Origin of the sequence: Pseudoalteromonas sp. NZS37 (assembly GCF_015864265.1) — a bacterium.
In the GTDB taxonomy this organism is placed as follows: domain Bacteria; phylum Pseudomonadota; class Gammaproteobacteria; order Enterobacterales; family Alteromonadaceae; genus Pseudoalteromonas; species Pseudoalteromonas arctica.
The window spans coordinates 147399-166738 of sequence record NZ_JADYXL010000004.1 but is presented as its reverse complement, the minus strand read 5'-3'; the positions used below and the strand labels follow the sequence as shown (position 1 = coordinate 166738).

The 19340-nt window shown below is 39.7% G+C and carries 15 protein-coding genes; 4 read left to right on the top strand and 11 right to left on the bottom strand.

Annotated elements, in window-relative coordinates:
* Window positions 1-308: 308 nt before the first annotated feature.
* Window positions 309-1280, top strand: a complete 972-nt coding sequence (gene ispB / locus I6F47_RS09030; RefSeq protein ID WP_007586099.1) for an octaprenyl diphosphate synthase — start codon at window positions 309-311, stop codon at window positions 1278-1280.
* An 86-nt stretch (window positions 1281-1366) separates the two neighbouring features.
* On the opposite strand, the gene mdh is transcribed toward ispB, so the two are convergent.
* Window positions 1367-2299: a malate dehydrogenase gene (gene mdh, locus I6F47_RS09025; protein ID WP_007586102.1), complete on the bottom strand. Its 933-nt coding sequence runs from the start codon at window positions 2297-2299 to the stop codon at window positions 1367-1369.
* A gap of 225 nt (window positions 2300-2524) precedes the next feature.
* Between mdh and argR the strand changes: the two genes are divergently transcribed.
* A complete protein-coding gene (gene argR / locus I6F47_RS09020) occupies window positions 2525-2992 on the top strand; it encodes a transcriptional regulator ArgR (protein ID WP_197183717.1) in 468 nt (155 codons plus the stop codon).
* Between the two features lie 7 nt (window positions 2993-2999).
* Here the strand turns inward: argR and I6F47_RS09015 are convergent, their stop codons facing one another.
* From I6F47_RS09015 to I6F47_RS09000, 4 genes are read right to left on the bottom strand one after another with little or no spacing between them, the layout of a single operon-like run.
* Entirely contained in the window at window positions 3000-3899 is a 900-nt protein-coding gene (locus tag I6F47_RS09015) for a Dyp-type peroxidase (RefSeq protein WP_101163698.1), read from the bottom strand.
* A 48-nt stretch (window positions 3900-3947) separates the two neighbouring features.
* Window positions 3948-4997, bottom strand: coding sequence for an ABC transporter ATP-binding protein (locus I6F47_RS09010; RefSeq protein ID WP_169044331.1), 1050 nt, complete (start codon window positions 4995-4997; stop codon window positions 3948-3950).
* Window positions 4998-6629, bottom strand: coding sequence for an ABC transporter permease (locus tag I6F47_RS09005; protein ID WP_197183716.1), 1632 nt, complete (start codon window positions 6627-6629; stop codon window positions 4998-5000).
* Window positions 6629-7633, bottom strand: coding sequence for a Fe(3+) ABC transporter substrate-binding protein (locus tag I6F47_RS09000; RefSeq protein ID WP_197183715.1), 1005 nt, complete (start codon window positions 7631-7633; stop codon window positions 6629-6631). The genes I6F47_RS09005 and I6F47_RS09000 overlap by 1 nt, the downstream gene beginning before the upstream one ends.
* A 937-nt stretch (window positions 7634-8570) precedes the next feature.
* Between I6F47_RS09000 and I6F47_RS08995 the strand changes: the two genes are divergently transcribed.
* Window positions 8571-9086 carry a hypothetical protein gene (locus I6F47_RS08995; protein ID WP_024608319.1) on the top strand — a complete coding sequence of 172 codons (516 nt, stop codon included), beginning with the start codon at window positions 8571-8573 and terminating at the stop codon, window positions 9084-9086.
* A gap of 10 nt (window positions 9087-9096) precedes the next feature.
* Here the strand turns inward: I6F47_RS08995 and I6F47_RS08990 are convergent, their stop codons facing one another.
* The 5 genes from I6F47_RS08990 to pdhR all read right to left on the bottom strand — a co-directional run bounded on the left by I6F47_RS08990 (window position 9097) and on the right by pdhR (window position 17138).
* Window positions 9097-9777, bottom strand: coding sequence for a tRNA-uridine aminocarboxypropyltransferase (locus I6F47_RS08990; RefSeq protein WP_165742233.1), 681 nt, complete (start codon window positions 9775-9777; stop codon window positions 9097-9099).
* Between the two features lie 324 nt (window positions 9778-10101).
* Window positions 10102-11526: a dihydrolipoyl dehydrogenase gene (lpdA, locus tag I6F47_RS08985; RefSeq protein WP_007586124.1), complete on the bottom strand. Its 1425-nt coding sequence runs from the start codon at window positions 11524-11526 to the stop codon at window positions 10102-10104.
* A 175-nt stretch (window positions 11527-11701) separates the two neighbouring features.
* Complete coding sequence (gene aceF / locus I6F47_RS08980; protein WP_007586126.1) at window positions 11702-13621, bottom strand: pyruvate dehydrogenase complex dihydrolipoyllysine-residue acetyltransferase; 1920 nt, start codon at window positions 13619-13621, stop codon at window positions 11702-11704.
* 10 nt (window positions 13622-13631) lie between these two features.
* Window positions 13632-16298, bottom strand: coding sequence for a pyruvate dehydrogenase (acetyl-transferring), homodimeric type (gene aceE / locus I6F47_RS08975; protein WP_010553346.1), 2667 nt, complete (start codon window positions 16296-16298; stop codon window positions 13632-13634).
* 90 nt (window positions 16299-16388) lie between these two features.
* A complete protein-coding gene (gene pdhR / locus I6F47_RS08970) occupies window positions 16389-17138 on the bottom strand; it encodes a pyruvate dehydrogenase complex transcriptional repressor PdhR (protein ID WP_007586129.1) in 750 nt (249 codons plus the stop codon).
* 727 nt (window positions 17139-17865) lie between these two features.
* On the opposite strand from pdhR, the gene I6F47_RS08965 reads away from it, so the two are divergent.
* Window positions 17866-18318: an REP-associated tyrosine transposase gene (locus I6F47_RS08965; protein ID WP_024590627.1), complete on the top strand. Its 453-nt coding sequence runs from the start codon at window positions 17866-17868 to the stop codon at window positions 18316-18318.
* 164 nt (window positions 18319-18482) lie between these two features.
* On the opposite strand, the gene ampE is transcribed toward I6F47_RS08965, so the two are convergent.
* Entirely contained in the window at window positions 18483-19334 is an 852-nt protein-coding gene (gene ampE, locus I6F47_RS08960; RefSeq protein WP_197183714.1) for a beta-lactamase regulator AmpE, read from the bottom strand.
* Between the last annotated feature and the right edge of the window lie 6 nt (window positions 19335-19340).

Here is a 19340-nt window from a genome sequence, read left to right as displayed (position 1 = left end):
TAAAAAGTAGCTGCTTTGAGAGCAATTCAATATTTACCCCATTTTATATTAATTAGCCCTTTTGCCAAGCGCTTTTTAACTCTTAGTCGAAATAAATTAATGTACTCAAATATGACCCTCACAGCTTAATATCTAAGCACACCATAAACTGTATATTGATTATCAATTAATCAGTTATCTTGGCTAATTCAGTCTAAATTAAGTACTTTAATAGTGTTTTTTCAATCAATCGTCACAAAATATCGAGCTAGTGCATTTTTTGTTGTACAATCTGCGCCGTTCACACATAAAAATTGGCTCGGAGATCAATGGATATAAAAGCTATCCAGGCGTTAATCGAAAGCGATATGAATGACGTCAATCAACTTATACATGCGCAAATGCGCTCAGATGTGGCGTTAGTTAATCAGCTTGGTTTATATATAGTTAGCAGTGGCGGCAAACGCGTTCGTCCAATGCTCGCGATTTTAGCAGCCAAAGCGCTCGGTTATCAGGGTAAAGATCACATAACACTTGCAACAATTGTTGAGTTTATTCATACAGCAACGCTATTGCATGACGATGTTGTAGATGAATCAAACTTACGACGTGGCACACCTACAGCAAATGCTGAATTTGGTAATGCTGCTAGCGTATTGGTTGGTGACTTTATTTACACTCGTTCATTTCAGCTTATGGTTGGCCTTGGAAAAATGCAGGTTATGCAAGTACTTGCCGATGCAACAAACATTATTGCTGAAGGTGAAGTATTGCAGTTAATGAACTGCAACGACCCAGATACGACCGAAGCCAGTTATATGCAGGTTATTTACTCTAAAACAGCTAAGTTGTTTGAAGCAGCGACAGGCCTTGCTGCCATTATTACTGAGCAAGACCAAACTACTCTCGATGCACTAAACCTATATGGTATGCATTTAGGTACTGCGTTTCAGCTAGTAGATGATGTACTCGATTACAATGCAGATGCTGAGCAGTTGGGTAAAAACATTGGTGATGATTTAGCTGAAGGCAAACCAACGCTTCCACTTATTTATGCTATGCAACATGGTAGCGAGCAGCAAACGCAGCTTATTCGTGATGCGATAGAGCACAGTAATGGTATGGAGCATTTAGAAGACATTCTATCGGCACTAAAGCAAACTAATGCGCTTGAATTTACAATGCAAAAAGCAGAGCTTGAAGCTGACAAAGCTATTGCGTGTTTAGACTTTTTAGCTGAGTCTGACTATAAGCAAGCACTCATAAGCCTTGCTCGTATTGCGGTTGACCGCGACCACTAGTTTTAACTAGTTACACAGTGTGAAATTAATTCTGAGCAATAAAAAAGCCTGCAAATGCAGGCTTTTTTGTTATTCTACTTTGGCTATTACGCCATGAAATCAACACCTTCTTTGATGTCTTTTTTCAGTGTTTCAAGCATGTCATTTTTTGCTTTTGTTTCAAATGCGCTTAGTTCGCCGTAAGAAAGAATTTCTTCTACGCCGTTTTTACCTAAACGTACTGGATGTGCAAAGTACTCTGCATCGCCATTTTCAACAGCAACGTAAGCGTAATCTACAACTTCTTCACCCTGTAGGCCTTTAACTAAAGACATACAAAAACGAGCTGCAGCAGCACCCATAGATAGCGTAGCTGAACCACCGCCTGCTTTAGCATTTACAACTTCAGTACCCGCATTTTGGATACGTGGAGTAAGTGCAGCAACTTCTTCATCAGTGAAAGAAACACCTTCAACTTGAGAAAGTAGAGGAAGAATAGTTGTGCCTGAGTGACCACCAATTACTGGTACTTTCACAGTTGCTACGTCTACGCCTTTAAGTTCAGCAACAAATGCTTCTGAACGAATAACGTCAAGCGTAGTAATACCGAATACGCGTTTAGCGTCGTAAGTACCTGCTTTTTTGAATACTTCAGCAACGATTGGAACTGTGCCATTTACTGGGTTAGTAATAATACCTACTAACGCTTTAGGACAGCTAGCAACAATGCCTTCTGCTAAAGTTTTGATGATACCAGCATTTACATTAAATAAATCAGCACGATCCATACCTGGTTTACGTGGCATACCCGCTGGGATAAGAACGATGTCAGAGCCTTCAAGCGCTTTGTTTAATTCGTCTGCGCCAAAGCCTGCTACTTTAACATCTGTTGGGATGTGAGAAAGGTCAACCGCAACACCTGGCACTACTGGTGCAACATCATAAAGTGATAATTCAGAGCCAGCTGGTAAGCCTGTTTTTAATAATAAAGACAACGCTTGGCCGATACCGCCTGCAGCACCTAATACAGCAACTTTCATTGGAATTCTCCGTAATTTGAGGTAGGAAACATTTGTGGCTCTTAAGATAATGAAATTAGCGACTAAAAACAAATTTATCCTGTCTATTTCAAGTATATTTTCGACCATAGTCGTAAACTTTTGTGATTTAACGCATCAAACTGGCAAGTTAACTAAACAACTGCTGCATAATTATTCATTTTTGTGTAGAATTTGCGGCATAAATAACAAAAACGAATAAAGACTATGCAACCACAAGATAAACAAGAAGCACTGATAAAAGCATTTAAATCACTATTAAAAGAAGAAAATTTTGGCTCTCAAGGCGAAATAGTTGATGCATTAAAAGATCAAGGCTTTGACAATATAAGCCAAAGTAAAGTATCGCGCATGCTAAGTAAATTTGGTGCTGTACGCACACGTAACGCCAAACAAGAAATGGTTTACTGCTTACCTGCTGAAATGGGTGTACCTACGGCTAAAAGCCCATTACGCCAATTAGTAATCGACATTATGCACAACGAAATGATGATCATTATTCGTACCAGTCCAGGCGCCGCTCAGCTTATTGCTCGTTTATTAGATTCATTAGGTAAAGCAGATGGCGTACTAGGAACAATTGCAGGCGACGATACTATTTTTATCGCTCCTGCTAAAATATCTGAAATAGATGTAACACTTGAACGTGTTCGCATTTTATTTGATACGGTTTAATAGCAAACTAAATTTGTTTTAAAAACCCGACTGAAGGCGCAAAGAAAGCAGAACCCATATCGGCTTGAGTAAAATCAAGCCAGTGGTCGTAACAATCCCCTTCCCCTAAACGACTATTAAGTACTTTTTCAAATGCGGTGCCCGTACAAGCGCATGTAATTGATAACATTCCCTGCTCATACACATCGCCATAAGGCATGCTCTGATTTAATAATAGCGGTTGGCCTTCTTCGTCTTTTAGTTCGCTACGTGAAGCATGGCTGGTTTCAATCGCAGGGGTAATTAACGTGTTATCAAGGCGCGTACGTCCCATTATTTGTTCTTGCTCGCTCAATGATAAGTGCTGCCACATAGTTAAATCATGCTTATAACGCTGTACATGAATATAACTCCCCTGATCTTCAAAATTGCCAGGGTTACTAATTAAAGCCGTAGCGCGCTTTTTTCTTCCATGTGCGGTGTCGCCACCATAAATAAAACCATTAAAATCACGACCATCTAAAAAGCGAAAATTACGAATTTGCTCCACCAGCTCAACATCGGGGGCAAATAGTTTTAAAATTTGCAGCGCAAACAAATGATTAACGTCTTCACGGTCAGAGCGAATTTGCACAAATAAATCGCACGGTTGTACGCTCATTTGATGATCGCTATGGTTTATATTAGGAAAGCTCTGTAATTCGCTTGGGATGTATTCAGGGAGGATATGCGGCCAATATTGCGCACCAATAGCAACCATACAAGAGAGCATTGATTCTGAGAACTGATCGCTAAATTCTTCTTCAATAGCGCTTACTTGTTTTAACTTTGCGCGAAGTGATTCATCTTGACCATCAAACACATTAAAAAATAAGTGCAAACCGTGTAAGTTTGCTTCAGCACAAATCCCTGATTGCGCTTGCGCCATTGTTATTCCTTAGTTTTACAGATAAAAACACAGCGAATAACAAATTAATTACGATTCGAAAAAATTCACCGTGTGAGGTTTTATTTTTATTATAACCTGTTCATTATTTTCAAATGACTGGCCATATTGTGCAGCAACTTCAATTTCTTGTTTATCAATAACAACCGAATAAACATACGCCGAACCAATAAATCGACGACTTATGATTGTAGCTCGCTTGCTGAGTTTGTCACTTTGGTTATCTGCCACTAATTCTATTTGATGAGGGCGCACATATATAAGCCCTACGCTTACGTCATGCTTACTCTCAATATAAGATTCGACTAAACCAAATGGTGTTTTATATTCAGTTGCTGTTAATACTTCTGCGCTCAAGTATATGCCTTGACCCAGAAACTCTGCAACCTCCTTTGAACATGGAGCTGCAAAAAGCTGCTCAGGCGTGCCTTGTTGCTCAATTTTACCGCGATGCATAATGGCAAGTGTATCTGAAAAGGCAAACGCCTCTTCTTTTGAATGTGTAACAAACACAGCAGATACTTGGGTTGCCTTAATAATTCGACGTATATCGGCAATTAATTCAAAGCGTACTTGTGTGTCGATATTTGAAAAGGGCTCATCAAGTAGCAATAAACTAGGCTTATAAGCTAATGCACGAGCAATAGCTACACGCTGCTGTTGGCCACCCGATAACTGATGCGGGAACCTGTTGGCACAGCCAATTAAATGTACCAGCTTAAGCATTTCATCAACGCGTTGCTGCTTTTGAGCTTTACTCATTTTACTAAGCCCAAATGCGATATTATTTGCTACCGTTAAATGCGGAAACAACGCATAGTCTTGAAACATCATGCCGATGTTACGGTGCTCAGGCGAGACAAACGATTGCTCATCACTCACTAATTTACCGTCTATAAAAATAGACCCTTGCTTAGCTTCAATTAAACCTGCAATCGCTTTTAACGTGGTCGTTTTACCGCACCCACTCGCTCCGAGTAGACAAACAATTTCATCTTTACCCACCGTTAAATCTAAATCGTGAATAACCTTTGTGCCGTTATAGTGATAGCTCACGCCTTGTAAAATTAAACTACTCATTTAACTACGCTGCTCCATAGAACGATTAATAAAATACAAAGGAATAAACCCAACAATAACAATAAATAATGCCGATATTGAAGCAAGTTCTAATTGCTCGTCACTCACATACTGAAATACATGAGTAGCTAAGCTTTCAAAATTAAACGGCCTGAGCAATAGCGCAGCCGGCAGTTCTTTCATGCACTCAATAAATACCAATAACGCAGCAGTAAGCAATCCTCTTCGCAGTAAAGGTAGGTGCACTAAACGCAGTGTTTGTCCTTGGCTTTTACCCATTGATTGGCTTGCCATATCAAGTGATGGGCTAATACGTAAAAAACTCGACTCAATTGCTCCGTGTGCAATGGCGTAAAACCTAACAATATAAGCAATAATAATAGTAAGAATGCTACCTGTAAGCAGTAAGCCAATATCTAAATTATACGGCTCGAGCGCTTTGTTGATGGTGTTCTCTAACAATGTAAGCGGTAACAAGACCGCAATAGCGAGTACTGTGCCAGGCAACGCATAGCCTGTGCTTGCTAAACGCCCGGGAATAAGCGGATACGTTTGCTTTGCCACACGCTGATAAAAAACGACAAAAATACTCAACGTAATCGTTATTAGGCTCACAACCCCAGCCACTTTTAAACTTTGCCAAGCGTAACTAAAAAACTCTACATTCCATGCTTTATCAAAGTAGGTAATGGCGTAATTTATAAGTACTGCAATAGGGATCACAAACGCGATAAGTAAAATAAAGCTGCAAAATGCCGTTGCGAGCCAAGCTGACTTTCCTTTTAATACATAGAGAGATTCGCTATTTACACTTGATTGGCGCTCAAATACCGCTTGGTTACGACGACTAAAGCGCTCTGCCATTAATGCTAAAAATAACAGTAATAACATCACACCCGATATTTTAGCTGCCGCTGTAAGTGAGTAATAACCAAACCACGTATCGTATACGGCAGTTGTTAATGTACTTACGGCAAAATAACTCACTGTTGCAAAGTCAGCCATGGTTTCCATACTTATAAGCGCAAGAGCCGCGACAATAGCCCCACGAGAGAGCACTAAGCTTACTTTAAAGAAACTTTGCCAAGGAGATAACCCCATTAACTGGCTAGCTTGTACTAATTTGAATGACTGCTCGCGAAGAGCTGTTTTAAAAATCAAAAATAAATACGGATAAAGCACCAAGGCAATCATAACTATGGCGCCGGGTAATGTACGTATATCAAAAAACCAATAGTCATTAGGCGTTTGCCAGCCAAACCATTCTCTCAGCGCTATTTGCACCGGGCCCGCATAATCTAATAAATCAGTGTATACATAGGCAATAATATAGGTGGGCATAGCAAGGGGCAGCATAAGTGCCCATTCAAACTGTTTTTTACCCGGGAAACTACAGTAAGCCGTTAGCCATCCAAGTGGCAAAGCTATGGCGCAGCTAAGGACGCAAACACCTAAAACAAGCAATACGGTATTGGTTATGTAATCCCAAAGCACGGTATCCCACAGGTGGGAAAACACCTCAGAGCTACCTTGTAGAGATTCAAAAAGAAGAAAAAACAACGGGGCCGATAGAATTAAGCCAGTCGACCACGCAAAGAGCTGCCATTTAGACAGCTTAAATTTATTAGTCATTAAAGATCGAACTTCACCTCATCAATTAGCTTAAGCGCTAACGGACGATATTTACTAATCTCATCAAGTGGCAAGCTGTCTTCTTTAAAACTCCCCCAAGAGGCAACCAAACTTGATAGTTCAACACCCGACTTAACTGGATACTCCATATTTAATGAGGCATACATGTTTTGTGCTTTGCTGTCGGTCATATACTCTATGAGCTTTAATGCATTTTCAGGGTTTTTAGCATATTTGGTAATAACCGCACCCGAAACATTTATGTGTGAGCCACGATTAGTTTGATTCGGAAAGTTAATATTTACGGCCTCTGCCCAACCTTTTTGCTCTTTATCTTCTAGCATTTTACCAAGGTAGTAACTATTACCTAATGCCAAGTTACATAAACCTTCTTTAACGGCTTTAACTTGAGCACGATCGTTACCTTGAGGTTTACGTGCTAAATTAACCTTAACACCTTCAAGCCACTCTTTGGTTTGCGCTTCACCATGGTGTGCAATCATAGAAGCCACTAAACCTAAGTTATATGGATGTTTGCCAGAGCGCGTACAAATTTGTCCTTTGTATTTAGGATCTGCTAAATCTTCATAAGTGAGCTTAGGTAACTCACCAACTCGCTCTTTTGATGAATAGACATTACGCACTCGCTTAGTAAGCGCGACCCATTGGCCATCACCGTCACGAAAAGCTGCAGGCACGTTATTATTTACACTGTCACTTTTTATAGTTTGTGTTAATTTTAAATCTTCTAATTGAATAAGCGCACTAAAATTAGAGGTTAATACTAAATCGGCTTTACTATGTTTACCTTCACGTTTAACACGCTCAATTAACCCTTTTTTAGCAAAAACAACATTGGTTTTTATTCCCGTTTGTTTTGTAAAATCGTCTAAAATTGGCTGAATCAAAAACGGCTGACGAAAAGAATATATATTAACAACGTCACTTGCAAAGGCTGGTGCCGATGCTGCTAATCCTAAAACAAGTGTAAATACTGTCTTCATTATTTCACCTAAATAATTGTTATTATCATCGAATTCTACCGCGCTCATTCAAAAAGTGCACACTTTAAATAAATGTAAATATGTAAATAACGCCCAAAAAGGAAATGCAGTGTAAGAGATGTCTCACGGATGTGACAGCTAATGAGTAAAAATCAAGATAAAAAACACACAAAAACAACCTAAGCACTTGTATTAATTGATTTTTCACATTATTACTATTGCGTAAATACTAATTGAATGTAGTTTTATCCCTATTTTAGTTGCTCTATTGCACTATAATTTACGCATCAACCAAGCAATGACGCTTATTGAGTAAAAGGAAATGGACTGCTTACTCAACCAACCAATGATTAGGTTACCAGGACAACACGGATTTTAGGACAGGCTCAGGATGAGTATCACAACGCAATGTTGTAAAAAGGACAGCGTCAGGAAGATGCGAAAAGGATAACAACACGGCTAAGTTGTTTAACAGGATGTTGAGGGAATAAATGGACAGGCCTTTAAGGCAACACAATGGATTGGTTAAAATAGGGATACACTAGGAAGTGTAATTAGGGATTTGGTAATAGTATTTACCCTACAGGATGTTTAGGAATTTAAGGATACAGGCCCGGATGGTCTACATTACATAGAACTAAAAAGTAATATAGTAATAAACATGGATTAGTAAAAATTGGAGTTGATTAAGTTCAATTGCAGGATGCAGAAAATTAGAAGATTCCGCAAGCGCGCCTAGAGATAGAGCGCGCTTTTCTTTGCCTAAAATTTGGGTTTAGTAAAGCTCTAAGCAACTACCACTAACTTTTGCAGGGTAATACTGCATCCCAGCTAATCAATATTAATACCTTCAAATACTTTATTAATATTTTAAATTTCGCTAAGTTTTTCATTAATTGCGCCGATAACTAAGTAACGCAAGGATCATAAATACTCAATGGATATGAATTTTAAAATGCCGCAAAGCAATACCTTTTTATGTAAAGTATCAGACGCAAGTACAGCAAAACCAATTGGTGTTTTTAGTGCCCAAACTCCCAACAAAAATCCGTATAAAGCTTTATTTAGCCCCAAAGGTTATAACTTTTTAAATATGCCAATGAGTGAGTTTAAAAACATACTTAACGTAATTATCCAGTTAGAAAGCGATATTTCTATTAGTAAATGGGGTGAGGGTTCTCGACCTGATGAATTTAGTTATCAGCTTAATAGAATAGCAAACGCTATTGCGACTACTCACTTTAAGGGAAAAACCGATATTAGCTGTTACTTTTTAAAGCGAGTCGAAGAGGCTAAGGATATGATTGGTGAGGACTGCACCTCGTTTATTCAGGCTCACAATAGCGTAAGCCAATTATATAATACGGTTTTACAATTAACATCTGAAGAAGGCTTCAGAGCAATTCAAAATAAAGCACTTGCTCACTTAAAAGAGCAGCAAGCTTTCGCTTAACTGCGTAAAACTACTCTTCTAGCGGTCGGCCTTTATTGCGCTTACCAAGCAAATACGCATCACGAAACTTAATAAAATGCTGTTCTAATTTAGAAGATGCATCCATTTCTCCCGCAAGCGCTAGCACCATAATAGCCACTTCAGCAGTGCCTAGTTGATGCGCATGAGGGGCAACACGTAATCGGTAATCAGATAGTTTATCAGCAGTAACAGAAAGTACAGGCAAGTTATCTAAGTATGGGCTTTTGCGAATCATTTTTTTAGCTTCACGCCAGGTACCATCTAAAAATATAAATAGCGGTTTTTTACCCTCTTCAATACTTATTTCGGTAATGGCCCTGCCCTCTTCTACATCTTCAGCAGGGAATACTACCATTGGCTGATATTGTGAATCATTTATTAAAGCCAAAAGCGCTGGATTAGGGTCTGTTCTGTCCCACCTAAAGGCGTGGTTATCTGGCACTATTTCAGCAATTAAGCGCCCAGTATTAGAAGGTTTAAAACTTTCATTGTGATACATTAATAAGCACACAGCTGCTTTACAATCTGCATGCTCAACACCTTTACAAATACAGTAGTGCTTAGCTATTAAGCATTGCTCACAGCGATCTAATTTACCGCCTCGAGCATTAAACTCTCGACGGGATTCACTTATTTGTTGAGCGCGTAATGCTAAAACTGAGTTTTTCACTGTATTTACCTTCAATTAATTAAGCGCGCATTGTAACGACTTATCGCTATTTAATCTTATATTTATAGCCATACCAACCTGCATAAATCTTTGATCAATTTAACGAATTAAATTGCACTATAACTTCGTTAAAAATTTTTTATTTAGAACAACTAGATACAAAAACTTTTGCCTAGTTCTAGCGTAATTTTCTTAACGTTAAATAGACCCCATATATAAGCAGATTGGTATCATTGAATTAATTCAACATCTCTTAAATTAAAAACCAGGCATAAAAAAACCCAACCGAAGTTGGGTTTTTCAAACAAATGCTAAAAAGTTAAATTACTTCTTTTTAACTGCTTTTTTGTTTGGTAAGTCAGTGATCGAACCTTCAAAAATTTCAGCTGCAAGGCCGATTGATTCATTCAATGTAGGGTGAGCATGAATAGTAAGCGCTAAGTCTTCACCATCAGCACCCATTTCAATACCTAAACCGATTTCGCCAAGCATTTCGCCCGCGTTAATACCGATCATAGCACCACCGATTATACGGCCACTTTCTTTATCAAAAATAAGTTTAGTAGAACCTTCAGTACGAGATGATGCAATAGCACGACCAGAAGCTGCCCACGGGAATACCGCAGTTTCAATTTTTAGGCCTTGCTCTTTTGCTTCTTTCTCAGTAACACCTACCCAAGCGATTTCTGGGTCAGTATACGCAATCGAAGGAATACATTTAGGGTCGAAGAAATGCTTCTGACCAGAAATAACTTCTGCAGCAACATGACCTTCATGAACCGCTTTATGCGCAAGCATAGGCTGGCCAACTAAGTCACCAATTGCAAAAATATGACTTACGTTAGTACGTAATTGCTTATCAACATTAATAAAGCCACGCTCATCAACGTTTACGCCCGCTTTTTCAGCATCAAGTAAGTTACCGTTTGGAGTACGGCCAACTGCAACAAGCACTTTGTCGTAACGTACAGGTTCTGCTGGTGCGTTTTTACCTTCAAACGTTACGTATAAGCCATCTTTTTTAGCTTCAACACCAACAACTTTAGTTGAAAGCATTACGTTGAATTTTTTGCTTACGTATTTTTGGTAAATTTTGATAATGTCTTTATCAGCTGCTGGAACTAATTGGTCAGCAAATTCTACAACATCAATTGCAGAACCTAGTGCACGGTAAACCGTACCCATTTCAAGACCGATAATACCACCACCAAGTACAAGTAGTTTTTCTGGTACATCTTTAAGCTCTAGCGCGCCAGTTGAATCAATTACACGGTCATCTTGTGGGATGAAAGGTAAATTAACTGGTTTAGAACCTGCTGCAATAATCGCGTTATCAAACGTGATAGTTGTAGAGTCTTTCTCGCCTTCAACTACTAAAGTATTGCTGCCAGTGAATTTGCCGTAACCAGATACAACTTTCACTTTACGCATTTTAGCCATGCCCTCTAGTCCACCAGTTAACTGGCCAACTACAGAATCTTTCCAAGTACGAACTTGGTCAAGATCGATCTTTGGTGCGCCAAAAGTAACACCATGAGATGACATTTCAGCTGCATCATCAATCACTTTAGCTACGTGTAAAAGTGCTTTTGAAGGAATACAACCAACATTAAGACATACGCCGCCTAATGTTTCACGAGATTCTACCAATGTAACTTCTAAGCCCAAGTCAGCAGCGCGGAATGCCGCAGAGTAACCACCAGGACCACCGCCTAGTACAACAACTTGAGTTTTTAATTCGTTGCTCATGCTATTACCTTAATTGTTTGAACGGGACACTGCCCTAAAGTTTAACTGCCATGTTTCTGCAAGGCAGAAAGTGAGAGCAGATCACAAATTTGTGCAAAGATTGTATCATTGCAAATGGTAAAAATCCCAGCTAAAAACAACTGGCTGGGATTTGATTCTATTCATTGTCCAGCGATTACATCACCAATTGGCGAATATCGCTCATGTAACTTGCAAGAGTCACAGTAAAGCGTGCAGCTAAGGCTCCGTCAATAACCCTATGGTCGTATGACATAGACAGCGGAACCATTAGTTTTGGTTCAAACTCTTTGCCATTCCATTTAGGTTTCATTTCAGATTTAGACACACCTAAAATAGCCACTTCTGGTGCATTAACAATCGGCGTAAATGCCGTACCGCCAATACCGCCAAGGCTAGAAATAGTAAAACAACCACCTTGCATATCAGACGATGTAAGCTTCCCGTCACGTGCTTTAACAGATACTTCCATTAATTCGCGTGATAGTTCAATAATGCCTTTTTTATCAACATCTTTAAACACTGGTACAACTAAACCGTTTGGCGTATCAACTGCAACACCAATGTTAATGTACTTTTTAAGGATTAAGCTTTCGCCGTCCTCAGAAAGCGATGAGTTGAATTTTGGAAATTCAGCAAGTGCTTTTGCAGCTGCTTTCATTACAAACACAAGCGGCGTAATTTTAACACCCAGCTTTTTCTTCTCGCTAAGCACATTTTGCTCTTTACGGAATACTTCAAGGCTTGTGATATCTGCTTCGTCAAACTGTGTAACATGTGGGATTTGCACCCAGTTACGGTGTAAGTTTTTGCCTGATAGCTTTTGAATACGAGACAGCTTTTGCTCTTCAATTTCGCCAAACTTAGCAAAATCAACTTTAGGCCATGGAATAAGACCAAGCTCGCTACCACCAGCGCTACTACCTGCTGACAATTGACCAGACTCAACTTGCTTAACTAAGTTTTTAACGTAGTTTTGCACGTCTTCTTTAACTATACGGGCTTTGCGACCAGTGCCTTTAACATTAGCTAGGTTAATACCAAACTCACGCGCTAAACGGCGAACAACAGGTGATGCATGAGCATACGCGCTGTTTTCTGTGAAGCTTTCATTACTTGCTTTTGCAGGTGCTGCTTGAGCCGGTGCCGACTCAGTTTTAGCCGCAGCTGCAGGTGCTGATTTTTCAGCTGGTGCAGGTGCTGCTACTGGCGCGCTGCCTGCAACTTCAAATACAAAAATTAATGAGCCAGTCGATACTTTATCGCCAGCGGCTACTTTAATTTCTTTAACTGTACCTGCAAATGGAGCTGGTACTTCCATTGCAGCTTTGTCGCCTTCAACGTTTAAGATTGATTGATCTTCTTCAACCGTATCGCCAACTGCAACCATAATTTCAGTTACTTCAACTTCATCGCCACCAATATCAGGTACATTAACTTCTTTAGTACTTGGTGCTGCGTTTGCTGTTGAGCTAGCTGCTGGCGCTTCTACAGGAGCCGACTCTTTAGCCGGTGCTGCAGATTCACTTCCTGCTACTTCAAAGACAAACACTAATGAGCCTGTTTTAACTGTATCGCCAGCGGCGACTTTAATTTCTTTAACTATACCGGCAAATGGAGCTGGAACTTCCATTGCTGCCTTGTCGCCTTCCACGTTTAAGATAGATTGCTCTTCTGAAACGGTGTCGCCAACAGCAACCATGATTTCAGTTACTTCAACTTCATCATCGCCAATATCTGGTACGGTTACTTCTTTAGTTGAAGAACCTGTAGAAGCAGCAGGTGCTGCCTCTTCAGATTTAGCTGGAGCAGCGGCTGATGCTTTTTCTTCACCAGTGCTTTCACTCTCGCCTTCAAACAAAAATACTAAAGAGCCAGTTGTAACGGTGTCGCCAACGTTTACTTTAATTTCTTTAACTGTACCCGCTTGCGAAGCAGGTATTTCCATTGATGCTTTGTCGCCTTCAACATTTAATAATGATTGGTCAACATCTACTTTGTCGCCAACGCTTACTAATATTTCGGTTACTTCTACTTCATCGTCACCAATATCTGGTACTTTAATTTCAATACTCATTGCAAACCTCTTATGCGTACAGTGGGTTAAGTTTGTTAGTGTCGATGTTGAACTTTTTAAGTGCTTCAACAACTACTGACTTCTCAACTTCACCGCGTTTAGCAAGTTCAGATAACGTAGCAACAACAACGTAGCCCGCGTTAACTTCAAAGTGACGACGTAGGTTTTCACGGCTATCAGAACGACCGTAACCATCTGTACCTAACACTTTGTAGTTGCTGCTTGGAATGAATGAACGCGCTTGTTCTGCGTAGTTTTTCATGTAATCCGTTGCTGCAACAGTCACAGAGTCGTTTAATACGCTTGTGATGAATGCTGTTTTTTGCTCGCCTTCAGGATTAAGCATGTTGAAACGTTCAACATCTTGACCTTCACGCGTTAATTCGTTGAAAGACGTAACAGAGAACACGTCAGACGCAATGCCATACTCTTCGCTTAGAATCGTAGCGGCTTTACGCACTTCAGTCATAATAGTACCTGAGCTTAATAGCTGTACGTTGGCTTTTTTACCTTCGTAACTTTCAAGCTTGTAAATACCTTTACGGATACCTTCTTCAGCGCCTTCTGGCATAGCTGGCTGATGGTAGTTTTCGTTCATAAGCGTTAGGTAGTAGTAAATATTTTCTTGGTCATCACCGTACATACGACGAATACCGTCTTGTACAATAACAGCTACTTCAAACGCGTAAGTTGGGTCATAAGAAATACAGTTAGGAACCGTATTAGCAAGAATATGACTGTGACCATCTTCGTGTTGCAAGCCTTCACCATTTAACGTTGTACGACCCGCAGTAGCACCTAATAAGAAACCACGTGCTTGTTGATCGCCCGCCATCCATGCCATGTCGCCAACGCGTTGGAAACCAAACATAGAGTAGTAAATGTAGAACGGGATCATTGGTAAATCGTTAGTGCTGTATGAAGTTGCAGCAGCAACCCATGACGACATTGCACCTAACTCATTAATACCTTCTTGAAGCACTTGTCCTGATACAGTTTCTTTATAGTAAGAAACAATATCACGATCCTGTGGCGTATAGTTTTGGCCATGCGGATTGTAAATACCAATTTGACGGAATAAACCTTCCATACCAAATGTACGCGCTTCATCGGCAATAATTGGTACGATGTTTTTACCAATGCCTTTATCTTTTAATAAGATATTAAGTGCACGAACAAAACCCATAGTGGTTGAAATATCACGTTTTTGCTCTTCAAGTAGCGGCTTAAACGCGTCTACCTCTGGCAACGTAAGTTTTTCACTAAAACGTGGAATACGCTTAGGTGTATAACCTTTAAGTTCATCACGACGAGCATGTAGGTATTTATACTCAGGTGAACCTTCTTCAAGCTCTAAATAAGGTAGTTCTGCAAGTTGCTCTTCAGATACTAAATCGTCAAGACCAAGGCGTGAACGTAAATGTGCAACATGCGACATGTCCATTTTTTTCACTTGGTGCGCAATGTTTTTACCTTCAGCTGCTTCACCCATGCCGTAACCTTTTACAGTTTTAGCAAGAATTACAGTTGGACGGCCTTTAGTGTCTTCTGCTTTTTTAAATGCAGCAAATAATTTTGATGACTCATGACCACCACGCTTAAGCGCGAAAATTTCGTCATCTGTCATATCAGCAACAAGTGCTGCTGTTTCAGGGTAACGACCAAAGAAGTTTTCACGTACGTACGCGCCATCTTTGGCTTTATATGTTTGGTAATCGCCATCCACAGTTTCGTTCATTAACTGTAGTAATTTACCTGTTGTGTCTTTAGCTAGAAGAATATCCCAGCCGCTGCCCCAAACTAGTTTAATTACATTCCAGCCAGCGCCTTTAAACAAGCCTTCTAGTTCTTGAATAATTTTACCGTTACCCATAACTGGGCCGTCTAAACGCTGTAAGTTACAGTTAACTAAGTAACAAAGGTTATCTAGTTTTTCACGTGCAGCAAAAGAAATAGCGCCACGTGATTCTGGCTCATCCATTTCACCGTCACCTAAAAACGCGTATACACGTTGGTTTTTAGTATCTTTTAAGCCACGACCATCTAAGTATTTTAAGAAGCGCGCTTGGTAAATAGACGAAATAGGACCTAAGCCCATTGATACCGTAGGGAACTGCCAAAATTCAGGCATTAACTTAGGGTGTGGGTACGATGGTAAGCCTTCGCCATCAACTTCTTGGCGGAAGTTATCTAGTTGTGCAGCAGATAAACGACCTTCAACAAATGCACGTGCATAAATACCAGGAGAAATATGACCTTGGTAATAAACTAAGTCACCACCGTCTACATCATTTGGTGCTTTAAAAAAGTGGTTAAAACACACTTCATAAAATGCAGCAGATGATTGGTAAGACGCCATATGGCCGCCTAAGTCGAGATCTTTTTTAGATGCACGTAGAACGATCATAATCGCGTTCCAACGTATAATTGAACGAATACGACGCTCAAGATTTACATCACCCGGGTAAGCAGGTTCTTGATCTACAGGAATAGTATTAACGTAGTTCGTGGTAATACCCGTTGGCATATCAACGCCGTCTAAACGGGCTTGCTCTAATACTTGCTCAAGTAAAAACTGAGCTCGTTCAACACCTTCTTCGCGCACAACTGATTCAAGAGCTTGTAACCACTCTTGTGTTTCTAGCGCGTCTACGTCAATTTTATTGACTTCAGACATATGGAGGTTTCCTTATGTTTAAAATACGAATATTGTTAATTTAATATCACAGCTACTTAATTTGTGTGTTCAAAGTAGTTATGTACTAACTTAATTTTGTTTAGTGCGTCTTAAACTACGTTCAATTCGCGAATGTTCTTTGCCTGCTTCAAGTAGTGCTTCTTCTATAAATGCTAAGTGCGCATTACTTGCTAAACGGGCTTGTTCTGGATTACCGTCAATAACGGCATCCATTAATAAACGCCTGTGTTGGGCTAATTGACTGCTAATATCTGACTTTTTTAATAAAACAGTTAAATTTTGCAATACATTTTGCTCAAGCAGCGCTTTCATGCCTCTTACTAAATGCAGTAACACCACATTATGCGAAGCTTCTGCCACGCTAAAGTGAAATGCATTAATTGCTTTTGCTTTTTGCTGTAAATCATCATTAACTAGGGCAATTTTATCAAAGCTTTCTTTCACTTTGCTAAAATCGTTGCTGGTCCCGCGCAGTGCCGCGTAGTAAGCAGCAATCCCTTCTAATGCATGACGAAATTCAAGTAAATCAAACTGCGATTCGGGGTGTTTACTTATCAAATCAAAAAGTGGATCAGTAAGCCCTTCTTCGAGCTGATTTTTTACAAACGTGCCGCCACCCTGGCGACGCGTAACTAAACCTTTCGCTTCTAATTTTTGAATTGCCTCACGCAGTGACGGGCGAGACACTTCAAATTGCTTTGCTAGTTCACGCTCTGGTGGCAACTTTTCACCTGGTGCTAACGAGCCCTCAAGAATCATGTTCTCGAGTTGCTGTAAAATAACATCAGATAACTTTGCTGCTTTGATCTTTAAAGACATGAATCAACGTCCGCGTTGTATAAATACCAAGAGCCCATAAAGCGGGGCTTTGAGTAGTATGATTTACCCAAAAGGTAAATTGGTCATACCAAAAATTTTCAATACGGTATCAAAAACCTTATTAGCTGTCAATTTACAGGTAGCTTGAGCAATTAAAGTAGCGTAACGCATTTTGAACGAAGATTAAACAATGCGCAATTTACAAAAATTGTTATAACGTTAATAGGATGAAAACAATTGGTCTGACCAGAAAAATAGAGTGTTAACTCTAGTTGAATTTATTAAAGAAATTAATAACAGGATAAAAGTACCAAAGAAATAGCTGCAATTTACACACGATCAGTCAACTAAACATAAAACACAATGCGCGATATAAAATTTCGATCACGCAATATCGTAGCAGCGGGTTTACCCCGCCATTATTGTGCAAACAATTACCCAACCGAAAAACACATGCGCGATATAAAATCGCGACTACGCAATATCGTAGCAGCGGGTTTACCCCGCGACTATTGCGCAAGTAATTACCTAAACGTAAAACACAATGCGCGATGTAAAATCGCGACTACGCAATATCGTAGCAGCGGGTTTACCCCGCGATTATTGTGCAAGTAATTACCTAAACGTAAAACACAATGCGCGATGTAAAATCGCGACTACGCAAATTTATAAAAATTGCATATGCTTTAAATTCGTGGGTCTGTGATTGCTAAAATACGGGTATGTTATGCATCGTTCATATTTATTACGAAAGGGAAGAGTATCAAAAGCAAACCACTATTATGCTATTACACTGGTTTGTCATGAGCGAAACAACCTATTCACAAGCTTAATAATTAATAGAGCTATTATCAATGAAATGAGGGGATTAGAGAGAGAGCAACTGATTAAATCAAATACTTTCGTGATAATGCCAAACCATATTCATTGGTTATTACAATTATCCGATAGCGCAACATTAAGTGAGGTAATTAGAAGCTTCAAAGGACGCTCAGCCACGGTGTATAGACAATTTGGCAGACAAAAGCTTTGGCAAAAAGGGTTTTATGATCACTTAATAAGAAATACCGAAGACTTAAATAGCTGTGCTAGATACATAGTCGCAAACCCTTTGCGTGCAAATTTAATAGAAAATATTGCAGACTACCCATATTGGGATAGTATTTATCTAAACTCGTAGCAGCGGGTTTACCCCGCGACATTTGGCAACTAATCTCCCAACCGAAAAACACAATGCGCGATATAAAATCGCGACTACGCAATATCGTAGCAGCGGGTTTACCCCGCGACATTTGGCAACTAACCTCCCAACCGAAAAACACAATGCGCGATGTAAAATCGCGACTACGATAGTCCACCAAATAATGTAAGTAGTGCTATAAGTACTAAGTAAAATAATACATTGCGCTTAACAAGCTTAATCATACAAGTGGCTTCGTAGGTACAGCCGTAATAACGCTTTTCAACTTGCTCTGCAGCAAGTGCAGTACATGTTACTACTTCTCGGTTTGGAGATTTAAAGTTAAGTACGTAACGTAGCCAACAGCTTGTGCCTTTATTAAAGTTACCTATTACTAAATAACCAAAGCTTGTAATGCGTGCAGGTAACCAGTCGAGCCAAAACAATAGTTTATGTATAAGTTTAAAACGCTTAGCGAATATTACTTTATGATCTTCTCGTACTAAATCAGCTAAAGTACGTACCAGTGCATATAAAACCGCGCCTGGCGCGCCTAAAGCAACGAACCAAAAAATAACCGCACAGTAAAATCTAAAGTTTACCCACGCCAATGTTTGCCCAAAGGTTTCGCCACCATCTTGATCATCAGTACGCTTTTGACCTATTTGCAACGCATATAAAGATGCAGCAGTACCGTCATCTCGCGTTAACGCATTTAAATACGACTTATATAAAGCACGCTGCTTAGCACAACCAAAGCAAACCAAAAGCACCGCGATATTAATGCCCAACTGCCACAAAACAAAATCAGATAAACAATAAATTAGTGCCATCGCAATCACTGGAAGTAAAAGCCAAATTAAAAAGCCCGGTGCTGAGCTAAATAAGCCCTTATCACCAAGTAATTTATTAGAGCGATTTAAATAACCATTTGCGTAATAACTTATCTGCCAGTAATTAGACCGAGCGCCTAAGCGCTCTAGTATTAATGCAATTATTATAGAAACTAAAATCATGGGAAT